This window comes from Shewanella salipaludis, from assembly GCF_012911865.1.
Lineage (GTDB): Bacteria > Pseudomonadota > Gammaproteobacteria > Enterobacterales > Shewanellaceae > Shewanella > Shewanella salipaludis.
In genome coordinates this window covers 545,288-567,065 of sequence record NZ_JAAXYH010000001.1, presented here as the reverse complement: position 1 = coordinate 567,065, position 21,778 = coordinate 545,288, and the positions used below count along the sequence as shown (strand labels likewise).

Sequence of the window (21,778 nt, the reverse complement as noted above, 5' to 3'; positions counted from 1 at the left end):
AAAGGCGTGCCGCTGGCACGCCTTTTTACCTTGAGGACCAAGCCTGGCCCGTTCGTTTAGCAATGCACATCAATGTGCCATTTGCTGGATTCAGATCTCAGGATACAGAGGACGGATATCCGTAGGAATGGCTTCCATCTTCACATTCAATGCGGCGACCTCTGGGGTCAGCACTGCGTATTTGGCGAGGAAGTCCTTCGACTGCTGATAGTCACCCAGCGCCTGGATCATGCACAGATCGTGCACCAGCTCCCGGATGGCCAGGGCCAGCTTATCGAAGTCGACCTTGTAGGTCTGGCTTTGGCTGTCGAAGTCGAAGGCCTGCTTCTCTTTGAAGTAGTTATATTGGAACGCCGCGCCGGCGCCATGGGCTTCATGCACCCCGAAACGCATGGAGCGGAATAGACCGGCAAAATAGGTCACCAGCATGTTGTCGCGCTCGGCCTTGGGCATTTCGCCCTTGTCCATCAGGAACAACATGTTATAGGCGCCCATCACATCCGCCTTGCCTTCTTCAATCTTGGAGTAGGTCTCCTGCAATTGCTCGGCGACCGTGGTGCTCTTGCCGTCTTTGACTAGGGTGCCAGGGCCCAGGCCGTGGGACAGCTCGTGGAACAGGGTCTCGTTGAAGAAGTATTGCTCCATCAACAGAGATTGCTGCGCCGGGGCTATGATCAGTGCCGAGATGGGCCGCATGATCGCCTCATACTTGGCGTTGAGCACATTCTTCAGCATCACCTTCTTGCTGCCCTTGAGTTCGCGCACCACTTCGTCGTTGGGCAGGTTAAAGGCCGTGGTCTGTACCCCCGGCTTGTTGTCGCCGCCACCGGAGATCTGCTCGACCACAGATATGGGGGACTCGGAGCCGCGCTGCAGGTTCTTGTACTTGTCCTCGATCGGCAGGTTCAGCTCCATCTCCTTGAGGTACTGCTTGTACACGGCCAGCTTGGCACTGTCCTGGGGATTGCGTACCGTGATGAAGGCTTCGAAGAAGGTCTTGTAGCCGAAGAGCTTGTCCGTATAGGTCTCGTAGGGACCTATGGCGACTTCCAGTGAACCGTTAAGATCCATCCAGGCCATCTCAGAGTCACGATAGTCATTTTTGAGGAAGGCATCGGCGCGCTTGTCGAGGAAGGTCTTGAGGCTGGCGTCCTGGGTGAGGGCGGCGGCTTCACGCATCAGGGTGGCACAGGCCGCAAGCTCTTTGCCATAGTACTGGCTGTAGGGCACGGCCAGCAACTTATCGCCCTGACGCACTATGACGGTATAGCCACTCTTGAACGCGGCTTCATCTTCAGGATGGGCGGCGATCCACTGGTTGAATTCTTCCTTGGTCATGTCGACCGGGTAGACACCTGCACCATCCGGGCGCTCTGTGTCGCCCCAGAAGGGCTTGTCGCCTTCCAGGGTATCCCAAGGGCCATAGTGGAGATCGAACAGCGACAACAACAGCTGTTTGTCGGGATTTGCCGAGGTGGCAATCTCGGCGCGTACCTTGGGATTGGCATCATAGGTCTGGCGCAGGTAGACACCATCTAGGATATTGGCGACCTGCACCATCTTGTGCAGTACCTGGCGGTCGATATCGCTGAGGCTGCTCAGATCCGCCTGCATTTTGGTGTCGACAAATCTGTCCAGCATGGCTTGATAGCGGCCGCTCTGGGCCGTAGGGTCTTGCGCTTTGGCCTGTGCTGCCGAGGCCTGCTGCTCCGAGGCGGTCGTCTGTTGCTTTTCCGCCGGTGAACAACCCGCCAGGGCCGACACCAGGGCCAGGGATATGAATGAAGCTTTCATCTCGCGTTTCTCCTTTTATTATATTGCTCGCCATGAGAGGCATGAAATGAGCGCGCCTCAATGTACACCTAATGCCGGCGGGGATAAAGCCGACGCCGCCCGCTCTTGGCTCAGAGGCGATCGATTGCCAGTAAATTGACCGTTAAAGATGGATTGGCCGAGTCTCCCAAGGGAGGAGGGGCTTGGCTATACTTGGTAGCAGGAGTACTTGATAGCAGGAATGCCAAGAGTGCCATCAAGCTGCGGGAGCCAGAGTGAAGCCAGCACAGACCCAATTGACCGTCTTCTACGACGGCGCCTGTCCTCGCTGCGTCGAAGACAGGCGCCACTACGAGCAACTCGCCGGCGACAATGCCGACCAGGTGACCTGGTTCGATATCACCAATCAGGACCAGGCCCTGCGGCGGCTCGGGATAGATCCCACCAAGGCCTTGACCGAGCTGCATGTGCAGACCGCCGATGGCCGCATCCTCTCCGAGCTCGACGCTTACATTGCCCTGCTGCAAAGGGTACCAAGGCTGCGGCCATTGGCCTGGCTGCTGGGGCTGCCGCTCATTCGCCCACTGGCGGCACGCCATTATCACAGCTCGGTAACACGGCGTCTGGCGCGCAGCGGCAGATTGCCACCGACGGAAAAATCTTAGCAACGGTCTAGATTTTAGTACCTGTCTAGATCTTAGTGCCGATCCCAAGTGCTTATCTCCACGTCGCTGCATTATCCTCGCTGCGATTGTTTCAAGCTGAACATGGAAGGCGTTCGATACCCAATAGATTAAAACAACTGAGATGGGAGTAGGAGCAGATATCCTGACGCACTTTGTCCTGTGCAATATTTCAATGTTGTAGTACTGCAGGGACGAATGCCGGTGTCTCCATAAAAACCAGAATGACAATTTTGCTGTTTGTTAATTTGCGCCGGCGCTGTGTTGCTATTTGTTTTCATACTTGTTATAAAAATGAGCGAAGGACTTGTGAAGTAGTTGTAGGACAGGGTCTTCTGACTTTTACACTTACTTTAAAATCAAAAGGAATTAACAAGATGACCAGCAACAAAAAACTTTTCGCTTTTAAACTGGCAGAAAAAAAGCAACAGACTAACGTTTCCTCACAAAAGCATGTTCAATTTAAAGCGCGTGAAGGCGTTGCAATTGCCGGATGCACAGATCCTACAGGCAGGGGACTGGTTCGCTACAGCGATACAGGCATATATTGCTGATTAAGCAGTAAAAAATACCTCGGTTTTCACCGGGGTATTTTCCCTCGTTTCGATTGCTCCACTCCCGCTTAAAAATTAAAAGGAATTAATAACATGAACAACAATAAAAAACTTTTCGCTTTTAAATTGGCAGAAAAAAAGCAACAGGCTCACGTTTCTCAACAACAGAATGTGCAATTTAAAGCGCGTGACGGCGTGGCAATCGCCGGATGTACTTTGGCGCCTGCGGGTAATGGACATGCTCCACGTTACAGCGACACAGGCATGTATTGCTAATTAAGCCGTAAGAAAGTCCCCGGTTTCAGGCCGGGGTAATTTTTTCCCACACTTCGATTTTTCTACTCCCTCATTTAAGTGGTCTATGAATAGCAAACGGATTTTAATCGTCAGTAACAGCGATGATCTTCATGTCGAGGTGCTCACTCCCATATTGACAGCCAAAGGCCATCAGCCTTTTCGCCTCGACCTGAATACATTTCCACGTGATTATCAGTTTCATCAACACATCAGCCAGGATGGGTGCGAGGGTTTTATTGAACATCTGCCCACGGGGGACAGGCTCGCGATCGAAGATATAGGATCCGTGTGGCTGCGTAAGAAAGGGGAATTTGCGTTTCTCAGTCCGGATTTGGGGCCGCAGGAAAATGCCTACGCGATTGAAGAAACCGACCACACACTGTTTGGCTTACTGTACGGCCTCGACTGCTATTGGATGAGCCACCCCTTGGCGATGCGCGGGGCAAGCTTCAAGGGGGAGCAGATGAAAAGGGCCGTCAGACTGGGCTTCGCCATCCCGCCGTCGATCATCAGCAACACGCCGCAAGCCGTCAAGTCGTTCAAGCAGACGCTGGAGGGAGACATGGTGTTCAAGGCGATGTCGTCATCCTTCTTAGCCGCAGATAAAGTATCGCAAGCAGAGCGGGAGTCCGATGGCATTCCGACCACTGTGATTAGCGATCTGGACATGGACGAGCTGGATGCGATCGCCCATGTGCCCTGTCATTTTCAGGGACACATAGAAAAAGCCTATGAGCTGAGAGTGACTGTGATCGGTGAGCGGGTGTTTGCGGCGAAAATAGATTCACAGCTGGACGAGCGCACGAAAACAGATTTCAGAGATTTCAGTGTGGAGATCCCCTACAGCGCCATGCTGCTTCCACTGGATGTTGAGCGGCGTTGCCGCGAGTTTGTCAAAAGTTACGGCCTCAATTATGGCGCCCTGGACTTAATAGTGACGCCGAAGGATGAATATATCTTCTTGGAAAACAATCCAGGTGGGCAGTTTTGGTTTGTTGAGCAACTGGTGCCCGAATTGACCATGATGAACACATTAGCCGATTGCTTGATAGAGGGGGCTCAATGCTGAATTCGGATGACATTAAGAGGTTGGAAAGTCAGCGAGACAGCAAGGTATTGGTGCTCGCTGCCAGTCAACTCGATATCGAGTTATTGCCGGCGCTCTATAACAGCTTGCAGCAACTCGGGCATGTTAGGCGACTGGATGTCGTGCTCTACGGCCGCGGTGGCATAGTGAATGCTGTCAGGCGTATTGCGCTTTTATTGAGAGAATTTTGCGATACCCTTTGCTTCATTGTGCCGCATCATTGCGAGTCTGCCGCAACCTTGTTGTGTCTGTCCGGGCATGAAATCATCGCCGGGCCTTTGGCTATCTTTTCGCCGATAGATCCCGCCTTGCAGGCGGGCGCCTCAAACCATGAGGAGGCTCCGTCGAGCCTGTCATCCCAGGATGTGCGCTTGTTTTCACAAATGATGCGGGACTGGTTTAAGCTCGACGACGATGAAGTGAAGGCTCAGTCGGCATCCCATCTGTGCAACAGCATTTTCCCTACGACCTTGACGTCCTTTTACCGCTCGACACTGGAACTGCAACAGATAGGTGAGCAGTTGCTGGCATTTCAGCTGCCGGAACAGGAACAAGGCATACGCAGCAAGCTAGTTGAACAGCTCCAGTACGGTTACCACTCGCACACTTATGCCATTACCCGGGAAGAACTGGCCCAGTTGGGGCTGAAGATGAAGCAGGATCCCCAGGTCGATGCGACGGCTTGGAAAATAGCAGAACAGATCCGCGCCAAGTTGGGCCCGGGCGCATGTGAGTCATTGGACGCAGCTTGGTGTGATGCCATCATAGCCACTGCCAATGAAACCCGCGGGCGCTGGTGCCACCCGGAAAGGCCTTCTCCTTGCTGGAAAATAGTGAGGTAAGTCTTGATTTATTTAGCCGAATTTTGTCGTTTGTTTATCTTTATCGTACTTGTGCTTGCCGCCTGGGGGAAAACAAACTCATTCGCCAGGTTTAGAGACAGTCTGGCGGATACCTTAAATGTGCCTGTGCAATGGCGTTTGCTCTCGGCACTTGGCCTGGTGGCTACAGAATGGATGTTGGCGGCCATGTTGCTCATTGATGGGCCCTGGAGAGCCTTGGCCATGCAGGCTGCACTGCTTTTATTTGTCTCCTTCGCCCTCTACATAGCGTCAATTTTGATCAAGCACAGATTGGTCAGCTGTCATTGTTTCGGCCGGGAAAACCGCCATGTCAACGCGTATGACTTTTATCGCACTTTGATCTTGATAGCGGCTTGTTTCATCATGCTCACGTTTACATCGAGTGCCTTGACTCTGGTCCCTGCCTCCCAATGGCTGCTATTTGGCTGTGCATTCATGCTTGCTCAGATAACGATACATTTGCCTGATGTCGCCACGTTATTGCGCCATGACGCCTAAGGATTTTATATGACGGACATAGGGTTAATACATTGGGTCTTGGCTTGCCTTATCTTTGCGGTTTCAATTAACCTGGTGCTCACCTTCCGGCTGTTCGATATGATGCGGACTATGCATGTCCCAGGTGTCAATGCCGTCCCCTTAACCTTGCCCGTTGGGGAGCCGGTTCCTGATTTTTCAGGTGCAACCTTAGTGGGTAAGACGCCTGTAGGCTCGGTAAATAAACCGACGGTTCTGGTGTTCTTATCCTCCAAATGTAAGGAGTGCCATGGCAAGCTTGCGGAACTTAGCCGCATACAAGCAGCCTTGAATAGTGCGGAGCTGGTGATGTGGTTGGTTGCATCTGAGCACCCGAATAAGCTGAAAGCGTTTTTGGCCGACACCGACCTGTTAAGCCTTGCGGTGGCTATGGACAGCGAAGTACGCAAAAGTTTGAACCCCCGCAGCGCTTCCCCGTTTTATTTGTTTTTGGATGAAAACCGGGTGTTACAGGCCAGTGGAATTATCGGTGACGATGACTGGCTCAGCTTTATTTCGCAGATGGATGACATCTTATCGGAAGCGGAGCCTGCATTATGAACCTGGAAACCAGGAAATTGCACCGCCTCAGGCTGCAGCTGATCAGGCCTTATATTTATCGGCTCTTGCTGGGCTTCATTGTCATGTTGGTCACTGTGGTCATCCAGCTCAGTTTTCCCAAGGCAGTCGCCTACTTTATCGATAACTCGGTGAAGGCACAGCAAAGTGACTGGCTCACCTGGGTTGGACTGGTCATGATACTGGTATTTTTGATCCACGCAGCTGCGACCTCACTGCGCTACTACCTCTTTGAGTCGGCGGGGACCCTAATAGTGACTCGACTCAAACAGCAGCTCTATGGCGCCATCATTGGCCAGGGAATAGGTTTTTTTGATCGCAATAATGTCGGCAACTTGAGTAACCGGCTTTCTGCCGATGTCGAAGTGCTGAAAGACACCCTGACCATGGCATTGGCGATCGCGCTGCGCTCCTTGTTGACCTGCATCGGCGGTGCCGTCTTGCTGCTTATGCTTTCTCCCAAACTCAGTCTATTGATGTTGGTGGTCGTGCCTTTATCCATATTGGCTGCGCGTCAAGCGGGCAAAATGGTGAGCAGCAGATCTAAGCTGGTTCAGGACAATTTGGCCGACTGTAACCATATAGCCCAGGAAAGCTTTGCCAATATTCGTTTGATGCATGCCTTTGGTCAGCAAAATGGGGCGAAGCGACGCTACCGAGCGGCAACGGATAAAACCCAGGATTTATCTCTAGGCAACACCCGTATTTTCGCCGGATTTCAGGGCGTCACCAGCTTTATCCAGTACATGGCCTTGTTGGTTACTCTGTGGTTCGGCGGTCAGATGGTGCTTGAAGGCCAGCTGAGTATCGGAGAGTTAACCAGTTTTATTCTGTATGCCGCCATGGTGGCAATGTCGGCATCCGGGGTGAGTTGGTTTTGGGGAGAGTGGATGAAAGCCGTGGGGGCAACGGAAAGAGTCTTCGAATTGCTTTCTCTTCAGCCACAGATCCCGGAAGGGCCAAGCGAAGCGGAGTTACCCCAATTCAGGGGCGAGATAGCCTTTGAAAATGTTGAATTTTCCTATCCCGCTCGCCCCGAAAACAAGGCATTGAGAAGGTTTAATTTATCCGTAGCTGCGGGAGAAAAAATAGCCTTGGTCGGTTCATCCGGCGCAGGAAAATCGACCATTGCCAGTCTGATACTGGGTTTTTACACACCCGACTCGGGCAAACTCAGGTTCGATGGTGTAGATGCCGACACATTGAGCCTGCATGCCATAAGGCGAAATATTGCCATTGTGGAACAGGAGCCCAGTCTCTTTTCCGGCAGCATACTGGAAAATATTCAATACGCACTTTCAGATCGCCTGGCGACGGAGGAAGAAGTGATCCAAGCGGCCAAGCACGCCAATGCCCATGAGTTTATCTGCAAGCTTCCCTGTGGTTATGACACCCAATTGGGCGATCGCGGGGTGCAGCTTTCCGGTGGGCAAAAACAGCGGATCGCCATTGCCCGGGCTATCTTAAGGGACGCCAATATTCTGATCCTCGATGAAGCGACCAGCGCTCTGGACGCGCACAATGAGCATCTGGTGCAGCAGGGCCTTGAGCACCTGATGAAGGGGAGGACAACGATAATGATCACCCATCGCTTCTCAACAATTAGCCGAGCCCAACGAATCGTCGTGATGGATAAGGGGGAGATCAGTCAAATAGGCTCCCATGATTCACTCATACGAAACAGCAATGGGATATACAGCGGGCTGATGCAGAAGCAACTCAGCTACGAAGCCAGTCTCGAGCCTGTACCCGCCTAGTCGCTTTCAAGCATGTGAAGCTTAATACCTGAGATCAAGCAGAAGGCTCAGCTTCGGCCGTTTAAAGGTTTTTCAGGACAGGCCTTATGGCATGAGATCCCGTCCCCTCACCACTTCATCGCTTCACTTCTTCAGCACTTCCTTAGAAATTGAATCTTGACGGCGAAGATTTTGCTACAATGCTTGTTTGCCGGGCTCGACTCGGCAAGGATTCAACCGACTTGCCAGGTTTGGCTAACCCGACTGACATGCGCTTAGGCCCAGAGAACCCAGATGTCCGATCCCTTTCTATCTCCGCTTAGCGACTCTATGGGCGCTTCGACTGCCGCATCACTGCCTGTCGAACTTCAGCCTGCCACAAATATCAGCCCGACGCCGGAGGCACTCGAGCGCTCGCTGGCGCAGCATTTTGGCTTCGCTCAGTTCCGCGAAGGCCAGGGGAGGGTGGTAGCGCAGCTGCTGGCGGGACATTCCAGCCTGGCGATCTTCCCCACCGGCTCGGGCAAGTCGCTGTGCTATCAATTTACCGCGCTGCACTTGCCCCATCTCACCCTGGTGGTGTCACCCCTGTTGGCACTGATGAAAGATCAGCTGAACTTCCTGGCGGGCAAGGGCATAGCCGCCGCCAGCCTGGACTCGACCCTGAGCCCGGAGCAGAGCCGCCAGGTGATGCAGGATGTGCGCAGCGGCAAGATCAAGATCCTCATGGTGTCGGTGGAGCGGTTCAAGAATGAACGCTTCCGTCATTTCATCGAGTCGGTAGCCATCTCCATGTTGGTGGTCGACGAGGCGCACTGTATCTCCGAGTGGGGGCATAACTTTCGTCCCGACTACCTCAAGTTGCCCAGCTATTGCCAGGCACTCAAGATACCTCTGGTATTGCTGCTCACCGCCACCGCGACCCGCAAGGTCAAGCTGGACATGGCCAGACGTTTCGCCATAGATCCCGGGCACATAGTGCAGACGGGCTTCTATCGCGCTAACCTGGATCTCACTGTATTGCCCGTGTCTGCCCAGGATAAGAGGGCGCAGCTGCTGCAGCAAATTCGCGCCCAATCCGGCGCCGGCATCGTCTATGTGACCCTGCAACAGACGGCGCAGGAGGTGGCCGATTATCTCAAGGCCCAGGGCATAGCCGCCGGCGCCTACCATGCCGGTTTCGAAGACAGGCAGCGTCAGGCCATTCAGGCCGACTTCATGGCCGACAAGTTGCAAATAGTGGTGGCCACCATCGCCTTCGGCATGGGCATAGACAAGAGCAATATACGTTTCGTCATCCATTATGATTTGCCCAAGTCCATTGAGAACTACAGTCAGGAAATCGGCCGTGCCGGCCGGGATGGCTTGCCGTCCCATTGCATCACCCTGGCCAATCTGGATGGGGTCAATACGGTAGAGAATTTCGTCTATGGCGATACCCCCGAGTTCGACGGAATAGCCCATGTGGTGGCCAATATCATCGAAGAGGGAGACGGCCGCCAGTGGGAAATGCAACCGACACGGCTGTCTAACGCCAGCAACATACGCCAGTTGCCGCTGAAAACCCTCCTGGTGCAGCTGGAAATGCTGGGGGCGATCAAACCCCTGTATGCCTATTTCGCCGAGGTGAAGTACAAGTTCATCCAAGATCAGGCGCAGATCCTGGCGCAGTTCGATGAGCAGAGGCGCAGTTTCTTGAACAGCATCTTCCAGCATACGGACTTCAAGAAGGTCTGGGGTACCCCCAATCTCGATAGCCTGTTTCAAACGCTGGGCTGCGAGCGCCACAGGGTGCTCTCGGCATTGAATTATCTGGCCGACAAGCGCTTTATCGAGCTCGAGACCAAGGGGATTACCGAGGTCTTCGAAGTCAATTCGGCGATCCTGCAGGATCCCGGGCTGGCCGGGCAACTGCATGGATATTTTGTCGACAAGGAAGTCAAGGAGATCGCCCGCATAGCTCAATTGATCCGCTTCTTCGAACTTGGATCCTGCCTGAGCCATAATCTGTCGCGCTATTTCGACGACCAGCAAACCCCATCCGTCTGCGGCCATTGCAGCGTCTGCCGTGGCCAGCCAGCTAAGTTGGGCTATTCATCGGCGGTGCAGGCGCCAACGGATGCCCAGCTGCGCAGCGACATAACAGAACTCAGGCGTCACCTCGGTGCCAAAGGGGCCGAGCCGCCATCACTGGAGAGCGCCAGTCGCTTCCTGGCCGGCATTGCAGTCCCGGCCTTCGGCCGCTACCAGCTGCGCAAGTTGCCTGGCTTCGCCCGGGCCGAACAAATGAGATTTGCCGAGATTAAAGCCAGGCTCGCTCGGCTCTGGACCGAACTGAATCAAGAGGGAGTAGCATGAACAAGACAGTCAAGAAGATGTTGGCGGCACACGAACACTTGCTCCACATGGAAGATGCCATGGTGACATCCCATACCCAGAGGGAGAGCGGCGAATGGGTGCAGCATACTCTGATGCTGCAAGGCTACGATGTGCCGTTCAAGTTTCGCCGGGTGAAGAAATACAAGAGCCTGCAGGGGCAGAGGGTCAGCCTCGTCTATTACCCCGAAACCACCTCGGTCGCCGGCATAGAGCTGGAAATCATGCAGGTGGTCCGGATAAAGCGTGCCTGAGGCTAGCCGAGTTTACGTTTGATGTCATTGAGTAGCTGATGGGCCAGCTTGCAGTCTCGCTCGCCCAGGCGGGCCATGCCGTCCAGCAGCCATTGCTTGAGCTTCTTATCCTCACCGGCCTCCAGTTCGACCAGCAATGCTTCCGCCTTCTGTTTCAACGCCTGCAACTGCCCGCTATCCGCCCTGGCTTGGCTGGCACTGAGGCTGGCATCTATGTTTGAGAGCGTCTGACTCAGGGCATAGCTGTACACCATCACGGCCTGTGCCAGGTTCAGCGAAGGATAGTCATTTGCCAAGGGCACATAGCTGAACAGATCGCATGACTCTAGTTCATCGTTGCTCAAGCCACTGGCTTCACGTCCAAACACCAGCGCAATAGAGGCAGAACCCGTCTGCTTCAGATGCTGGGATAATTGCTGGGGATCGAAGAACTGCCGCGGCGTGCCGCGCTCCCTGGCGGTGGTCGCCACCAGTATGTCGAACCTTTGGCGGACACTGGCGAGATCCGGCATGACCTCCACCGACTCAAGAATATCCGTGGCACCGTGGGCCAACCAACCGGCTTCCGGGGTCAGATGTAACTCAGAGCCAACCAAAATGAGTTTATTGAACCCCATGGTCTTGATGGCTCGGGCAGCGGCGCCGACGTTGGTGGCACGGCTGGGTTCGACCAGGACGAAACTGATAGACATAAGGGAACTCGGTTGGCAAATATGCCGCAGATTATACTCAATAGCTTAACCTATGGCATGCCTGTCACCGCAAAAGGCCTGGGCCTGGCTGATAACTGAGCAGCAAACGCTCTGGCCTTGTCGAAGCAGGCGCTCTCGGTACCGAGCACGGCCCTGAGTCTGGTGGTATTCCGGGCGCCGACTCGGCAAGCGGTGTCCGGCTAAGTCTCCGGCACCAAAGGCATTATCCATTCAAGAGCCAATCCACGAAGAATCTGTTTTTCTATTTATTGCTCAATCGACGCGCATCTATTCCAAAACCGTCTAGGCTAGTTCTCGAGGTTATAAAATTTACCAAAAGGGGAACAAAAAATGAAAACATGGAAAACTGTTGCAGCCGCTCTCTCCTGTTTGCTCGGCGCATTTGCCGCCAACGGGGGACAGACGGCCCACTTGCTCGTGGTAACAGATGCTGCTGTGCACAACGAAATGACAGCGATGTCATCAAGATTGAAGCAGGCCAATATAAACGCCCGGCCGGCTACCGATTATGTGCTTACCCGCCATCTGATGCCGGGACAGATACTTAAACTGGAAACCGACAGCGATGGACTGGCAGACACGCTGGCGAAGCTCAATCGCCTCGATGGCGTGCGCTTTGCCGAGCCCGATGTCAGCTATTATCCGGATGAACTGCCGACGGATCCTGATTTTGGCGAATTGTGGGGGCTGCACAATACCGGACAGAACGGCGGGACGCCGGATGCGGACCTAGATGCTCCGGAGGCTTGGCAAATATCCCGGGGCGCGCGTTCGATAGCCGTTGCTGTGATAGACACGGGCGTCGATTACACCCACCCGGATCTGGCGGCCAATATGTGGACCAACCCCAACGAAATACCGGGCGACGGCATGGACAATGACAACAACGGTTATATCGACGACATTCACGGTATCAATGCGGTGACCAACAGCGGCGATCCCATGGACGATCACAGCCATGGTACCCATGTCGCCGGCACCATAGGCGCGAGCGCAAACAACGGCATTGGCGTCGTCGGCGTCAATCAGCAAGCCAGCATCATAGGCTGCAAATTCCTGCGGGCGAGCGGCGGCGGTTCCGTCTCGGACGCCATCAAATGCCTCGACTACCTGATAGGGCTCAAACAGGCTGGTACCAATGTCAGGGTCACCAACAACAGCTGGGGCGGCGGGTCCTATTCACCCGTACTGGAGCTGGCCATCGAACGCGCCCGCGACGCCGATATCCTGTTCGTCACCTCGGCGGGTAATGCGGGAGATAACACGGATCACACCCCTCATTACCCTTCCAGTTATCAGGTTGAAAACGTCATTTCGGTGGCGGCAACCACACGTTACGATTCGCTGGCCGGATTTTCCAACTATGGCAAGAACAGCGTTCACTTGGGGGCACCGGGCCAGGGCATCTATTCCACCATACCGAACGCCCGTTACGGGTCCAAGAGCGGCACTTCGATGGCCAGTCCCCATGTCGCCGGCGCCGCCGCCCTGTTGCTGGCGGCCAACCCGGAACTCGACAACAATCAGGTCGTCGAAATCCTGCTTTCCAGCGGTGACCCCATAGACGCCTTAGCGGACACGACGTTATCGGGACGCAGACTCAATCTGGCCAACGCCTTGGCTGAGGCTGCATTGCCTGGCTTTGTCCTCGAAGGGGATACGGCTCCCGTCTCGATTGAAGCCGGCGAGAGCAGCCAATTCCATTTCACCCTCGCTGCTTTCAACGGCTGGCAAGGTGAGGTCGGGCTCAGGGTCGAGGGTGAACTCGGCGCGGCTCTTTCGCACCCTCGGGTCGGTGCCGGTGACAGTTTCGTCGTCACTGTCACTTCAACCCAGGATACGCCCGCAGGTCAATATACCTTGACCCTGAGCGCCGCCGACGGCGTCCGGGTCAAGACACGTACCTTGACGGTTGAAGTCATCTATGGCGATTTGGTTACCGAGCCATTCGAAAACCCACAGAGCATGGCCATTCCGGACAACGATGCCAACGGCGTGGTGTCTGAAATCCGGGTGGCAACCGAGCTGGTTCCAGTTTCCGCCACCGTTTCCGTCGATATCAGCCATACCTGGCGCGGCGATCTGCGGGTCAGCCTGATTTCTCCAAGCGGCGGTGAGCAGGTGCTGCACGACCGCGCCGGCGGCAATGCAGACAACCTGAAGCAAAGCTGGCAGCTAGACAAACTCTCCCCACTACAGGGCCCGTGGCAGCTCAAGGTGCAAGATCTGAGCGGTTACGATCAAGGAACCTTGAACGGCTGGAAGCTGGCCATCACGGGACGCAAGGAGCAAAACCAAGGGCAGGATCCCGAGGCCGGCTTCGACTTCAGCTACGACGGTCTGCAGATCAGTTGCCGCGACCTTAGCCAAGATCCGGACGGAGACATAGTCGAATGGTATTGGCAGTTCGGCGACGGCCAGAGCTCGACACTCGCCAATCCGCAGCACAAGTATGCAGAGGCGGGCGAATACCCTGTGTCGCTCACAGTCACCGACAGCCGCGGCGGGTCAGACACCCAGACGCGTATGATCAGGGTGGGTGATTTCCGACTGTCCTTGGTCGAACTTGTGCCTCATCCGGACGGCAGCAGTTCCGTGGTACTCGGCTGGCAAGGCGGCGAAGCTGGATTTGTTACCGTCTATCGCGACGGTAACGCCATCGGCAGCTATTTCAACTTCGGCACCCATACCGACAGGCTGCATTTGCTGAATACAGTGCACAGCTATCGTGTCTGTGATTCACATGACTGTTCAAATGAACTGAGGGTCGAGCCCTAACAGGGCAGGCCCGCAGTCAGGACCGTTGCGGGCCTACCCCTACTGCGACCAGTCCGGCAGCATGCCCAAGGGAAAGGCATGAGTTAGACCGGGGAAGGAGTGGCGGCGAGCATGGTCTGTGCCGTCTCGCCATCTTGGGTGACTAAGCCAAAGCGGCAAATATAAGTGTGCAAGACGTGGCACGATAAAATTGGTGTGCGCCGGCGTTCGCGATTGAGTGAGTCTTATACTCAGGTCGTAAGACTATTTGCTGTAGCTGAAGTCGGGCTCTGCCTGCCAGAGGCGGAAACGTATTTCGGCGCCTTCGGGTAAATAAAAGACCTTAGGCATGCGGCTGTCGTACCCGAGTCGCAACTCCCCAGGGATCCGCACGAAGGCCTGCTTTTTGGCCTGGTCGAAGCAGGCCATCTGGGTGCTGATCCCGGCCCCTAGCGCATCGAGCCTGTAATAGCTGTAACCCCAGCCGGAGAGGGTATGCTCCTTGAGCTCACCTGTCAGGCCGTGTTTGTTGCAATCGACCATCTGTGTCTGGCCAATCTGCACTTGCAGTTGAAGGTCCTGTTCCTCCCGAGTCCCATCCTTCCGCTCGGCGGTGAGCGGCGGCATGGTCAATATATATTGCACCATCCCGGCAGTCGGTGGCGGGAACATCTTGGTTGTCTCCAATGCCTGGTAATCGTCCGGAGTGAAACGCTCGATGCGGATGTCTGAGGCATGGATTTCGGATGCCTGGGCGGCATGGATCTGCAATGTGCTCAAGGCGATCACAGCGCAGGTGGCGGCCAACAAGGACTTGGTTCCGGATCGGCGCTTAAATAGGGGAGTGGGTGAGCCTAGGTTCCAGGACATCATTTTCTTCATGCTTTGCTCCATTTTTTGTTTCATTCTTTGCTTCATGGGTAGCTCCATTCTTTGTTTCATATAAAGGGGAGGGGATCTGATTGAAACGGATGCTGCCTATAAACTCAGCCTAAAGGAAAAAGGGTTAACCGAATAGAAAATAATGTCAACCGCTTGGATGTTAACTGTAAACATCGGGCCTATGCCTATGCCCATGCCTACACCTATCTCCAGGCCTATGCCCGGGTCCCATGGCAATCGCAGGGGTAGATGATGAGAGCAGATCCTGCGGATACCTGCCTGAGGCGCAGTCAGCTTGCGATAGCGTGAAATTAGTTTGGCATCCAAACTATTTGGATGGCAAAATAAATACATCGGATATCCAGCCTATTGAGCCTTAGATGAAAGCGAATCCCCATTCAGTCAAGAAATGGCAACACCAACACAATTTTTCCACCATTAATCTCAAGGGTGAACGCAATACCCGCTACGTGCTTTATCTCACCCTGATCACCATGTTGGCGGAAATTACCGCAGGGACCCTGTATGGCTCCATGGCCTTGCTGGCCGATGGTTGGCACATGGGGACCCATGCAGCCGCCTTCATGATCACTTTGTTTACCTACAGTTATGCCAAGAAACATGCCGACAATCCCGAGTTTGCCTTCGGCACAGGTAAGGTCAGTGTCCTGGGCGGTTATACCAGTGCCATCGCCCTCGGATTGGTGGCGCTGGTGATGGCGATAGAATCCTGCGTGCGCTTGGTCAATCCCACCCAGATCCAATTCGACCAGGCCATACTGGTCGCCATCATAGGCTTGACTGTCAATGTGTTGAGTGTGTTTCTGCTCAAAGATCACCACTCTCACGATCATGGACACGATCATGGACATGACCACTCGGATAGTCACGGCCACGGGCATTCACACCAGCATGACCAGACCCATGCCCATAGCCATGGACATCATCAGGATCATAACCTGCGCGCCGCCTATTTCCATGTGCTTGCAGATGCCTTGACCTCTGTGCTGGCGATTGCCGCCTTGCTGCTGGGTAAATATCTGGGACTCAATTGGCTCGACCCTGTGATGGGGATAGTCGGTGCCCTCATCATAGGCCGCTGGGCCTGGGGACTCATTCGCCAGACCAGCCCCACCTTGCTCGATGCCAGCATAGATGAGCAGTATCGGCAGCAGATGATCAACACGATAGAAGAGGTGGCCGATCATCAGGTGGCGGATATCCATATCTGGCGCGTCAGCGCGGATCACTTCGCCGCGATGATCTCCATCGTCGCCCATCAGCCCAGAGACATAGAGTATTTCAAGGCCAGGCTGGCCAGGTTCGATCGCATCTCTCACCTGACGCTGGAGATCAATACCTGTCAGGAAGCCGCCTGCCATGCAGTCCAGGGGAACAAGGCATGACGACCGAGCATAAGCTCAACCATGCCATGATAGAGTTCTACGAGAAACTCTCCTCCTGGGAGCACGCCATAGTGCGTGACAAGGGGTATAGCCTGACCCAGGTGCATATAGTGGAGATTTTGGGTGCCAACGGCGCCATGCGGATGAAGGAGCTGGCGGACAAATTGGGGGTCACCACGGGCACCCTGACCGTCCAGGTCGATAAGATGGTACAGGCCGGTTTGATCCTCCGTCGCCCCCACGCCAGCGATCGCCGCTCCATACTGGTGGAGCCCACGGCCCAGGGGCTCAGGCTCTACGCCGAACACGATGCCTTGCATCTGCAACTGACTCAGGACATCACGGTCGGGCTGTCGACCGAGGAACGCCGGTGCTTGTTGCGCCTGTTAGAGCGCATCAATAGCGAGTTTTAGCTGTCCAAGCCTAACGCCCTTGGGGGAAGGAAACCGGGTGAGGCAAGCTATGCCATTAAGCCGCCGGAAAAAATATTCGCCCAGGTATTCGCCCAGGGGAACTTAATCGCAAGCCACTTGCCTACTCCTATGCCGGGATGAGTCAGTTTGCAGTCCTGAGCCGTTCATGCCGAGCCCGAATTTCCCTATAGGTTGGGGAGACAAAAAGCGGTCAGATTCAGTCGAGTCGGCCGCTTTTTTATAGCCAATTAATATTACATTAAGAAACGAGTGGCACATTTTAGCGGCCGGTGGCAATTTGCTACCATTGCGCCCTTGATAATGCAGGCAAACCGTGTCTGGTGATGATCAATTATTTCGAGTGAATATTTTGCTGTTATCTAAATTTAAACGTCTCTCCGCCAATCAATTTACCCTGCTTATCACCCTGTTTTATGTTTGCGTATTCAACATACCCCTGTTTGAAATCGTTAAACAAGGCATGGAGAACCAAGGGGAGGTGAATCTCGGATTCATTGCTTCCTTTCCCTTATTTCTCATCTGCGCTCTGGGGATCATCTTCTCGCTCTTCAGCGTCAAGTTTGTGCTTAAGCCTTTTTTCATACTGCTGACCCTGTTGTCGTCCAGCGTGTTCTTCGCCGCCCTTAAGTACGGCGTGGTGTTCGACACGGGCATGATAGAAAATACTCTGCAGACCAACAAGGCAGAGGCTTTTACCTATATCAACTGGGCCTCGACGGTCAATTTCATCTTGACCGGGCTGTTGCCGGCCTACCTCATCTATCGGCTGGACATAGAATATAAGCCGATGTGGAAAGAGCTGGGCCACAAGCTCGGCTTCATGGCCATATTGCTGACCATCATCGGCGGGATCGCCTTCTTCTTCTTCCAGAATTTTGTGGCCTTCGGCCGTAACAACGATGAAATCAAGCACTACGTCATCCCCACTTATTTCGTAGGCTCGGCGGCGAAATACATCAACATCCACTACTTACAGAAACCTTTGGTCTATAAACAGCTGGGGCTGGATGCCAAAAACACCAGCGTCAATGCCAATGGCAAGCCCAACCTGCTGGTGCTGGTGGTCGGCGAAACGGCCAGGGCGATGAACTATCAATATTATGGTTATGACAGGCCGACCAACGCCCATACCCAAGATCTTGGGCTGATAAGTTTCGCCGATGTCGCTTCCTGTGGGACTGCCACAGCCGTGTCGCTGCCGTGCATGTTTTCCCAGATGACCCGGGAGCAGTATGAGCCGCGCCGCGCCAGGGCCCAGGACTCGGTATTGGATGTGCTACGTCATGCCAAACTCACGGTGAATTGGCTGGATAACGACAGCGGCTGCAAGGGCGTGTGCGACAGAGTCGACTTTGTGCAGATAGATCTCAGCAGCGATCCCAAGCAGTGCAGCGGCGATTACTGCTTAGATCAGGTGCTGCTCGACAAGCTCGATGATGAGCTGGCGCTGGATAGCCGGGAAGACAGGGTGATAGTGCTGCATCTGATCGGCAGCCATGGGCCCACTTATTATCTGCGCTATCCGGATGACCACAGGTATTTCGAACCGGATTGCCAACGCAGTGACATTCAGAATTGCACCAATGAGCAACTGGTCAACACCTATGACAATAGCCTGCGCTATACCGACTATATTCTCAGCCAGGTGGTGAAGAAGTTGGCCGCCCAGCAGTCGCGTTTCGATACCGGCATGTTGTACGTGTCGGATCACGGCGAGTCACTGGGAGAGAAGGGCATGTACCTGCACGGTGCGCCTTATGCCATGGCTCCCAAGGAACAAACCCAGGTGCCCATGCTGGCATGGCTGTCGCCCGATTTTGCCAGTGACAACAACCTGAGTCTCAGCTGTGTGGCCGAGCATGCCAAACAGGGCGGTTTCTCCCATGACAACCTGTTCAGCAGTCTCCTGGGGCTGATGAATGTGCAGACCCAGGCCTACGATGCCGGGCTGGATATGTTCGCCGGCTGCCGCAACTAAATCCCGGTGCTGATACTGCTAACAAGGCCCAACGTCTTACGCTGTTGGGCCTTGTTACTTTGGGGTACTGTGTGTTTTGGATACCGGCGGTTTAGCGGCTCAGCGATTTGGGCCCTTCAGGGCTTGAGCGCCAGGTGCATCTTGATCAGCCGCTCCTCCATGTCGAAGGCGACCTCGAAGCCCAGCCCCTTGGCCAGGCTGGCCATGTTGCGGTTCTCGAACAGGGTGAAACCGCTGAGCACCTGAGTGTCATTGGCCCGGTAATAGCGGATCAGTTTCTCCAGCAGCAGCTTGCCCAACCCCAGCCCCTGATGATCACCGCGCACCGCCATGGCGAATTCCGCCTCGGTATTGTCCGGGTCTATCGAGGCCCGCACCGCCCCGAGGGTGATATCTTCGCCGTCGGCGCCCTTGGCGGTGGCGATGAAGGCCATCTCCCTGGCGTAATCTATCTGGGTCAGCACCGCCATCTCCTCATGGGTCATGCGCGAACGCACCCCGAAGTAGCGTTTATACCTGTCTTCATCGGACAGGGAATTGTCGAACGCCAAGTGCTTGGGTTCATCCTCGGGCAGTATCGGCCTGAGCATCACCTCGAGGCCATTCTTGAGGCTGGCAATTTCCTCCAACTCCTTGGGATAGGGCAAGATGGCCAGGCGTGAGCCCTGTTCTGCATCCTTGGGATGCAACCCCAGACTGACGTCGAGCAGGGTGATCTTGTCGGCGGCGGCGAGCACGGGGTTGAGATCCAGGCTGGCGATCTCCGGGCAGTCGATCACCAGGTGGGAGATCTGGGTCAGCATCACGCACAGGGCATGCATGTCCAGCCCCAGCGGCAGATGCCTGTCCTTGAGCTTGTGGGTCTTGAGCGCCTGGATCACCATGTAGCGCGCCAGCGCCATGTTCAGCGGCGGCAAGGCCACGGCGGCGTCCGTGGTGGGATCCCATTCGGAGCCGCCTTCGCCCAGGCAAATGGCGGGACCGAACACGGGATCGTTGATCACCGCCACCCGGATTTCCTGGGCCCCGGCGGTCAATGCCATCTTCTGCACTATCAGGCCATCTATGACGGCATCCGGGTGAATCGCCAGCACCCTGTGGCGCATGGCGGCGGCCGCATGGCGCACATCCTCGTCATTGATGAGGTTGAGCATCACCCCATGCACATCCGACTTATGGGCTATGTCCGGTGACTGGATCTTCAGCGCCACTGGGTATCCCGCCTCGCGGGCGATGGCCACGGCTTCGTCGGCTGTCGCCGCATACCAACTGGGGACGGTATTCAGGCCATAGGCCGCCAGCACAGGGCTGGCCTCATGGGTCTCCAGCCCGGCCTTGCCCTTGAGCTGTGCCTGTTGCAGCAGGCCTCGGGCGGTATGCATATCTGTGGGGATATTGTCCGGAATGGATTGCGGCACTTCCTGCAGCAACTTCTGGTTGCGGCGGTATTCCACCATGTGCATGAAGGCGCCGACCGCGCCCTCCGGGGTCCTGTAGGTCGGCACTCCGGCCCTGTTGAAGGCTTTTCTGGCTCGGTAGGCCGAATCTTCACCGCTCCAGTTGGTGAGTATGTTGAGTCTGTGACGTTTGGGATGGCGCAGCACAGTGGCGATCACCGCATCCGCTATGGCCTCACTCTCGCCCAATGCCGAGGGAGAATGCATCACCAGGATGGCGTCCAGATCTTCGCTGTCCATCATGATCTCCAGCGCCTTGGCGTAACGCGCCGTGTCGGCATCGCCTATGATGTCGACCGGATTCTGTCCCGACCAAGTCGCCGGCAATACGCTATCCAGCGCCGCTAGGGTGGCGGGCGACAACTGGGCCAGCTTGCCACCGCGCAGCATGAGTTCATCCACGGCCAGCACGGCCGGGCCGCCGCCGTTGCTGATGATCCCCAGGCGTTCCCCCTGAAGCGGGTTGGAATGGGCCAGGCTCTCGACCGCGGCGAACAGCTCGATGAGATCTTGCACCCTCAGCATGCCGGCGCGCCGGAACGCCGCCTCGTAGACGGCATCGTTGCCGCCTATGCCGCCGGTATGCAGCTTGGCGGCGCGTGTGCCCTCCAGGCTGCGGCCGGATTTGATGACGAAGATGGGCTTGTTGCGTGACGCCGCCCGCGCCGCCGAGAGGAAATGGCGTTTCTCATTGATCGAATCTATGTAGAGCATGATGGCGCGGGTCTGGCCGTCGCGGCCGAGATAGTCCAGCAACTCGTCGAAATCTATGTCTGTGGCGTCCCCCAGGGAGATGAAGGCCGAGAAGCCTATGCCCTTGTTGTTGGCCCAGTCCAGCACTGTGGTACAAACCGCGGCAGACTGGGACACGAAGGCTATCTTGCCCGGCAGGGCACTCGCATGGGCCAGGCTGGCATTGAGTCCCAGCGGCGGCAGTATCATCCCCAGGCTGTTGGGTCCCAGCAGACGCATGCCGTAGCGTTTGGCATGTTGCTGTGCCAGTGCGAGCAGGCTGACGCCCGCATCGTCGACTTCCTGGGCCATGCCCGAGGCCATGATGATGGCCACCTTACAACCGAACTGGGCCAGGGTTTCGACCAGGGCCGGCACCCGGCTGCCACGGGTGCAGATGATGGCAAGATCCGGCTTTATCGGCAGGGCTTGGATACTCGGGTAGGCCAGCACCCCCATCACGGCCGTGTATTTCGGGGTCACAGGCATGATGGGTCCGGAAAAACCGCTGGAGAGCAGGTTCTTCATCAGCACATTGCCGGCACGTTTGGCGCCGTTGGAGGCGCCTATGACGGCAACCGAGGAGGGTTTGAACAGACTGTGTAGGGTACGTTGACTCATAGCTATTTCATCCCGGAGTTCTATGCCTTTGCTCTGCACTATACTCTTAACGCCAATGCCTGGTTTGATTCTATCGAGGT

At 55.4% G+C, this 21,778-nt stretch carries 18 protein-coding genes; 14 read left to right on the top strand and 4 right to left on the bottom strand.

Going from position 1 to position 21,778, the window contains the following annotated elements; genetic code table 11:
- Positions 1 to 90: 90 nt before the first annotated feature.
- Positions 91 to 1,794, bottom strand: coding sequence for a dipeptidyl-peptidase 3 family protein (locus tag HC757_RS02470; RefSeq protein WP_169562706.1), 1,704 nt, complete (start codon positions 1,792 to 1,794; stop codon positions 91 to 93).
- A 254-nt stretch (positions 1,795 to 2,048) separates the two neighbouring features.
- Here HC757_RS02470 and HC757_RS02465 point away from each other — a divergent pair, with 254 nt between their 5' ends.
- From HC757_RS02465 to HC757_RS02420, 10 genes are all read left to right on the top strand, one after another.
- Positions 2,049 to 2,438 (top strand): DCC1-like thiol-disulfide oxidoreductase family protein, encoded by a 390-nt coding sequence (locus tag HC757_RS02465; protein ID WP_169562705.1) that lies wholly within the window; start codon positions 2,049 to 2,051, stop codon positions 2,436 to 2,438.
- 395 nt (positions 2,439 to 2,833) lie between these two features.
- Positions 2,834 to 3,010: a hypothetical protein gene (locus HC757_RS02460; RefSeq protein ID WP_169562704.1), complete on the top strand. Its 177-nt coding sequence runs from the start codon at positions 2,834 to 2,836 to the stop codon at positions 3,008 to 3,010.
- A 93-nt stretch (positions 3,011 to 3,103) separates the two neighbouring features.
- Positions 3,104 to 3,286, top strand: a complete 183-nt coding sequence (locus tag HC757_RS02455) for a hypothetical protein (protein ID WP_169562703.1) — start codon at positions 3,104 to 3,106, stop codon at positions 3,284 to 3,286.
- 85 nt (positions 3,287 to 3,371) lie between these two features.
- The gene (locus tag HC757_RS02450; RefSeq protein ID WP_169562702.1) at positions 3,372 to 4,376 is read left to right on the top strand and encodes an MvdC/MvdD family ATP grasp protein; all 1,005 of its coding nucleotides are present in this window, start codon (positions 3,372 to 3,374) and stop codon (positions 4,374 to 4,376) included.
- A complete protein-coding gene (locus HC757_RS02445; RefSeq protein WP_169562701.1) occupies positions 4,370 to 5,236 on the top strand; it encodes an SDH family Clp fold serine proteinase in 867 nt (288 codons plus the stop codon). The genes HC757_RS02450 and HC757_RS02445 overlap by 7 nt, the downstream gene beginning before the upstream one ends.
- Positions 5,237 to 5,239: 3 nt before the next feature.
- A complete protein-coding gene (locus HC757_RS02440; RefSeq protein WP_169562700.1) occupies positions 5,240 to 5,755 on the top strand; it encodes a MauE/DoxX family redox-associated membrane protein in 516 nt (171 codons plus the stop codon).
- A gap of 9 nt (positions 5,756 to 5,764) precedes the next feature.
- Positions 5,765 to 6,334: a peroxiredoxin family protein gene (locus HC757_RS02435; RefSeq protein ID WP_169562699.1), complete on the top strand. Its 570-nt coding sequence runs from the start codon at positions 5,765 to 5,767 to the stop codon at positions 6,332 to 6,334.
- On the top strand, positions 6,331 to 8,109 hold the full coding sequence (locus HC757_RS02430) for an ABC transporter ATP-binding protein (protein WP_169562698.1): 1,779 nt from the start codon (positions 6,331 to 6,333) through the stop codon (positions 8,107 to 8,109). The genes HC757_RS02435 and HC757_RS02430 overlap by 4 nt, the downstream gene beginning before the upstream one ends.
- A 309-nt stretch (positions 8,110 to 8,418) precedes the next feature.
- A complete protein-coding gene (locus tag HC757_RS02425) occupies positions 8,419 to 10,446 on the top strand; it encodes a RecQ family ATP-dependent DNA helicase (RefSeq protein ID WP_169562697.1) in 2,028 nt (675 codons plus the stop codon).
- The gene (locus HC757_RS02420; RefSeq protein WP_169562696.1) at positions 10,443 to 10,718 is read left to right on the top strand and encodes a hypothetical protein; all 276 of its coding nucleotides are present in this window, start codon (positions 10,443 to 10,445) and stop codon (positions 10,716 to 10,718) included. Before HC757_RS02425 ends, HC757_RS02420 begins: the two co-directional genes overlap by 4 nt.
- A 2-nt stretch (positions 10,719 to 10,720) precedes the next feature.
- On the opposite strand, the gene HC757_RS02415 is transcribed toward HC757_RS02420, so the two are convergent.
- Entirely contained in the window at positions 10,721 to 11,410 is a 690-nt protein-coding gene (locus HC757_RS02415) for a tRNA/rRNA methyltransferase (protein ID WP_169562695.1), read from the bottom strand.
- 477 nt (positions 11,411 to 11,887) lie between these two features.
- On the opposite strand from HC757_RS02415, the gene HC757_RS02410 reads away from it, so the two are divergent.
- A complete protein-coding gene (locus HC757_RS02410) occupies positions 11,888 to 14,209 on the top strand; it encodes a S8 family serine peptidase (protein ID WP_169562694.1) in 2,322 nt (773 codons plus the stop codon).
- A gap of 243 nt (positions 14,210 to 14,452) precedes the next feature.
- Here the strand turns inward: HC757_RS02410 and eco are convergent, their stop codons facing one another.
- Positions 14,453 to 15,061 (bottom strand): serine protease inhibitor ecotin, encoded by a 609-nt coding sequence (gene eco / locus HC757_RS02405; RefSeq protein ID WP_425313942.1) that lies wholly within the window; start codon positions 15,059 to 15,061, stop codon positions 14,453 to 14,455.
- A 389-nt stretch (positions 15,062 to 15,450) separates the two neighbouring features.
- Between eco and dmeF the strand changes: the two genes are divergently transcribed.
- From dmeF to HC757_RS02390, 3 genes are all read left to right on the top strand, one after another.
- Positions 15,451 to 16,476 carry a CDF family Co(II)/Ni(II) efflux transporter DmeF gene (dmeF, locus tag HC757_RS02400; RefSeq protein WP_169562693.1) on the top strand — a complete coding sequence of 342 codons (1,026 nt, stop codon included), beginning with the start codon at positions 15,451 to 15,453 and terminating at the stop codon, positions 16,474 to 16,476.
- Positions 16,473 to 16,889, top strand: coding sequence for a MarR family winged helix-turn-helix transcriptional regulator (locus HC757_RS02395; protein WP_169562692.1), 417 nt, complete (start codon positions 16,473 to 16,475; stop codon positions 16,887 to 16,889). The genes dmeF and HC757_RS02395 overlap by 4 nt, the downstream gene beginning before the upstream one ends.
- 373 nt (positions 16,890 to 17,262) lie before the next feature.
- Complete coding sequence (locus HC757_RS02390; protein ID WP_169562816.1) at positions 17,263 to 18,888, top strand: phosphoethanolamine transferase; 1,626 nt, start codon at positions 17,263 to 17,265, stop codon at positions 18,886 to 18,888.
- Positions 18,889 to 19,004: 116 nt separating this feature from the next.
- On the opposite strand, the gene HC757_RS02385 is transcribed toward HC757_RS02390, so the two are convergent.
- The gene (locus HC757_RS02385) at positions 19,005 to 21,698 is read right to left on the bottom strand and encodes an acetate--CoA ligase family protein (protein WP_169562691.1); all 2,694 of its coding nucleotides are present in this window, start codon (positions 21,696 to 21,698) and stop codon (positions 19,005 to 19,007) included.
- Positions 21,699 to 21,778: the final 80 nt, after the last annotated feature.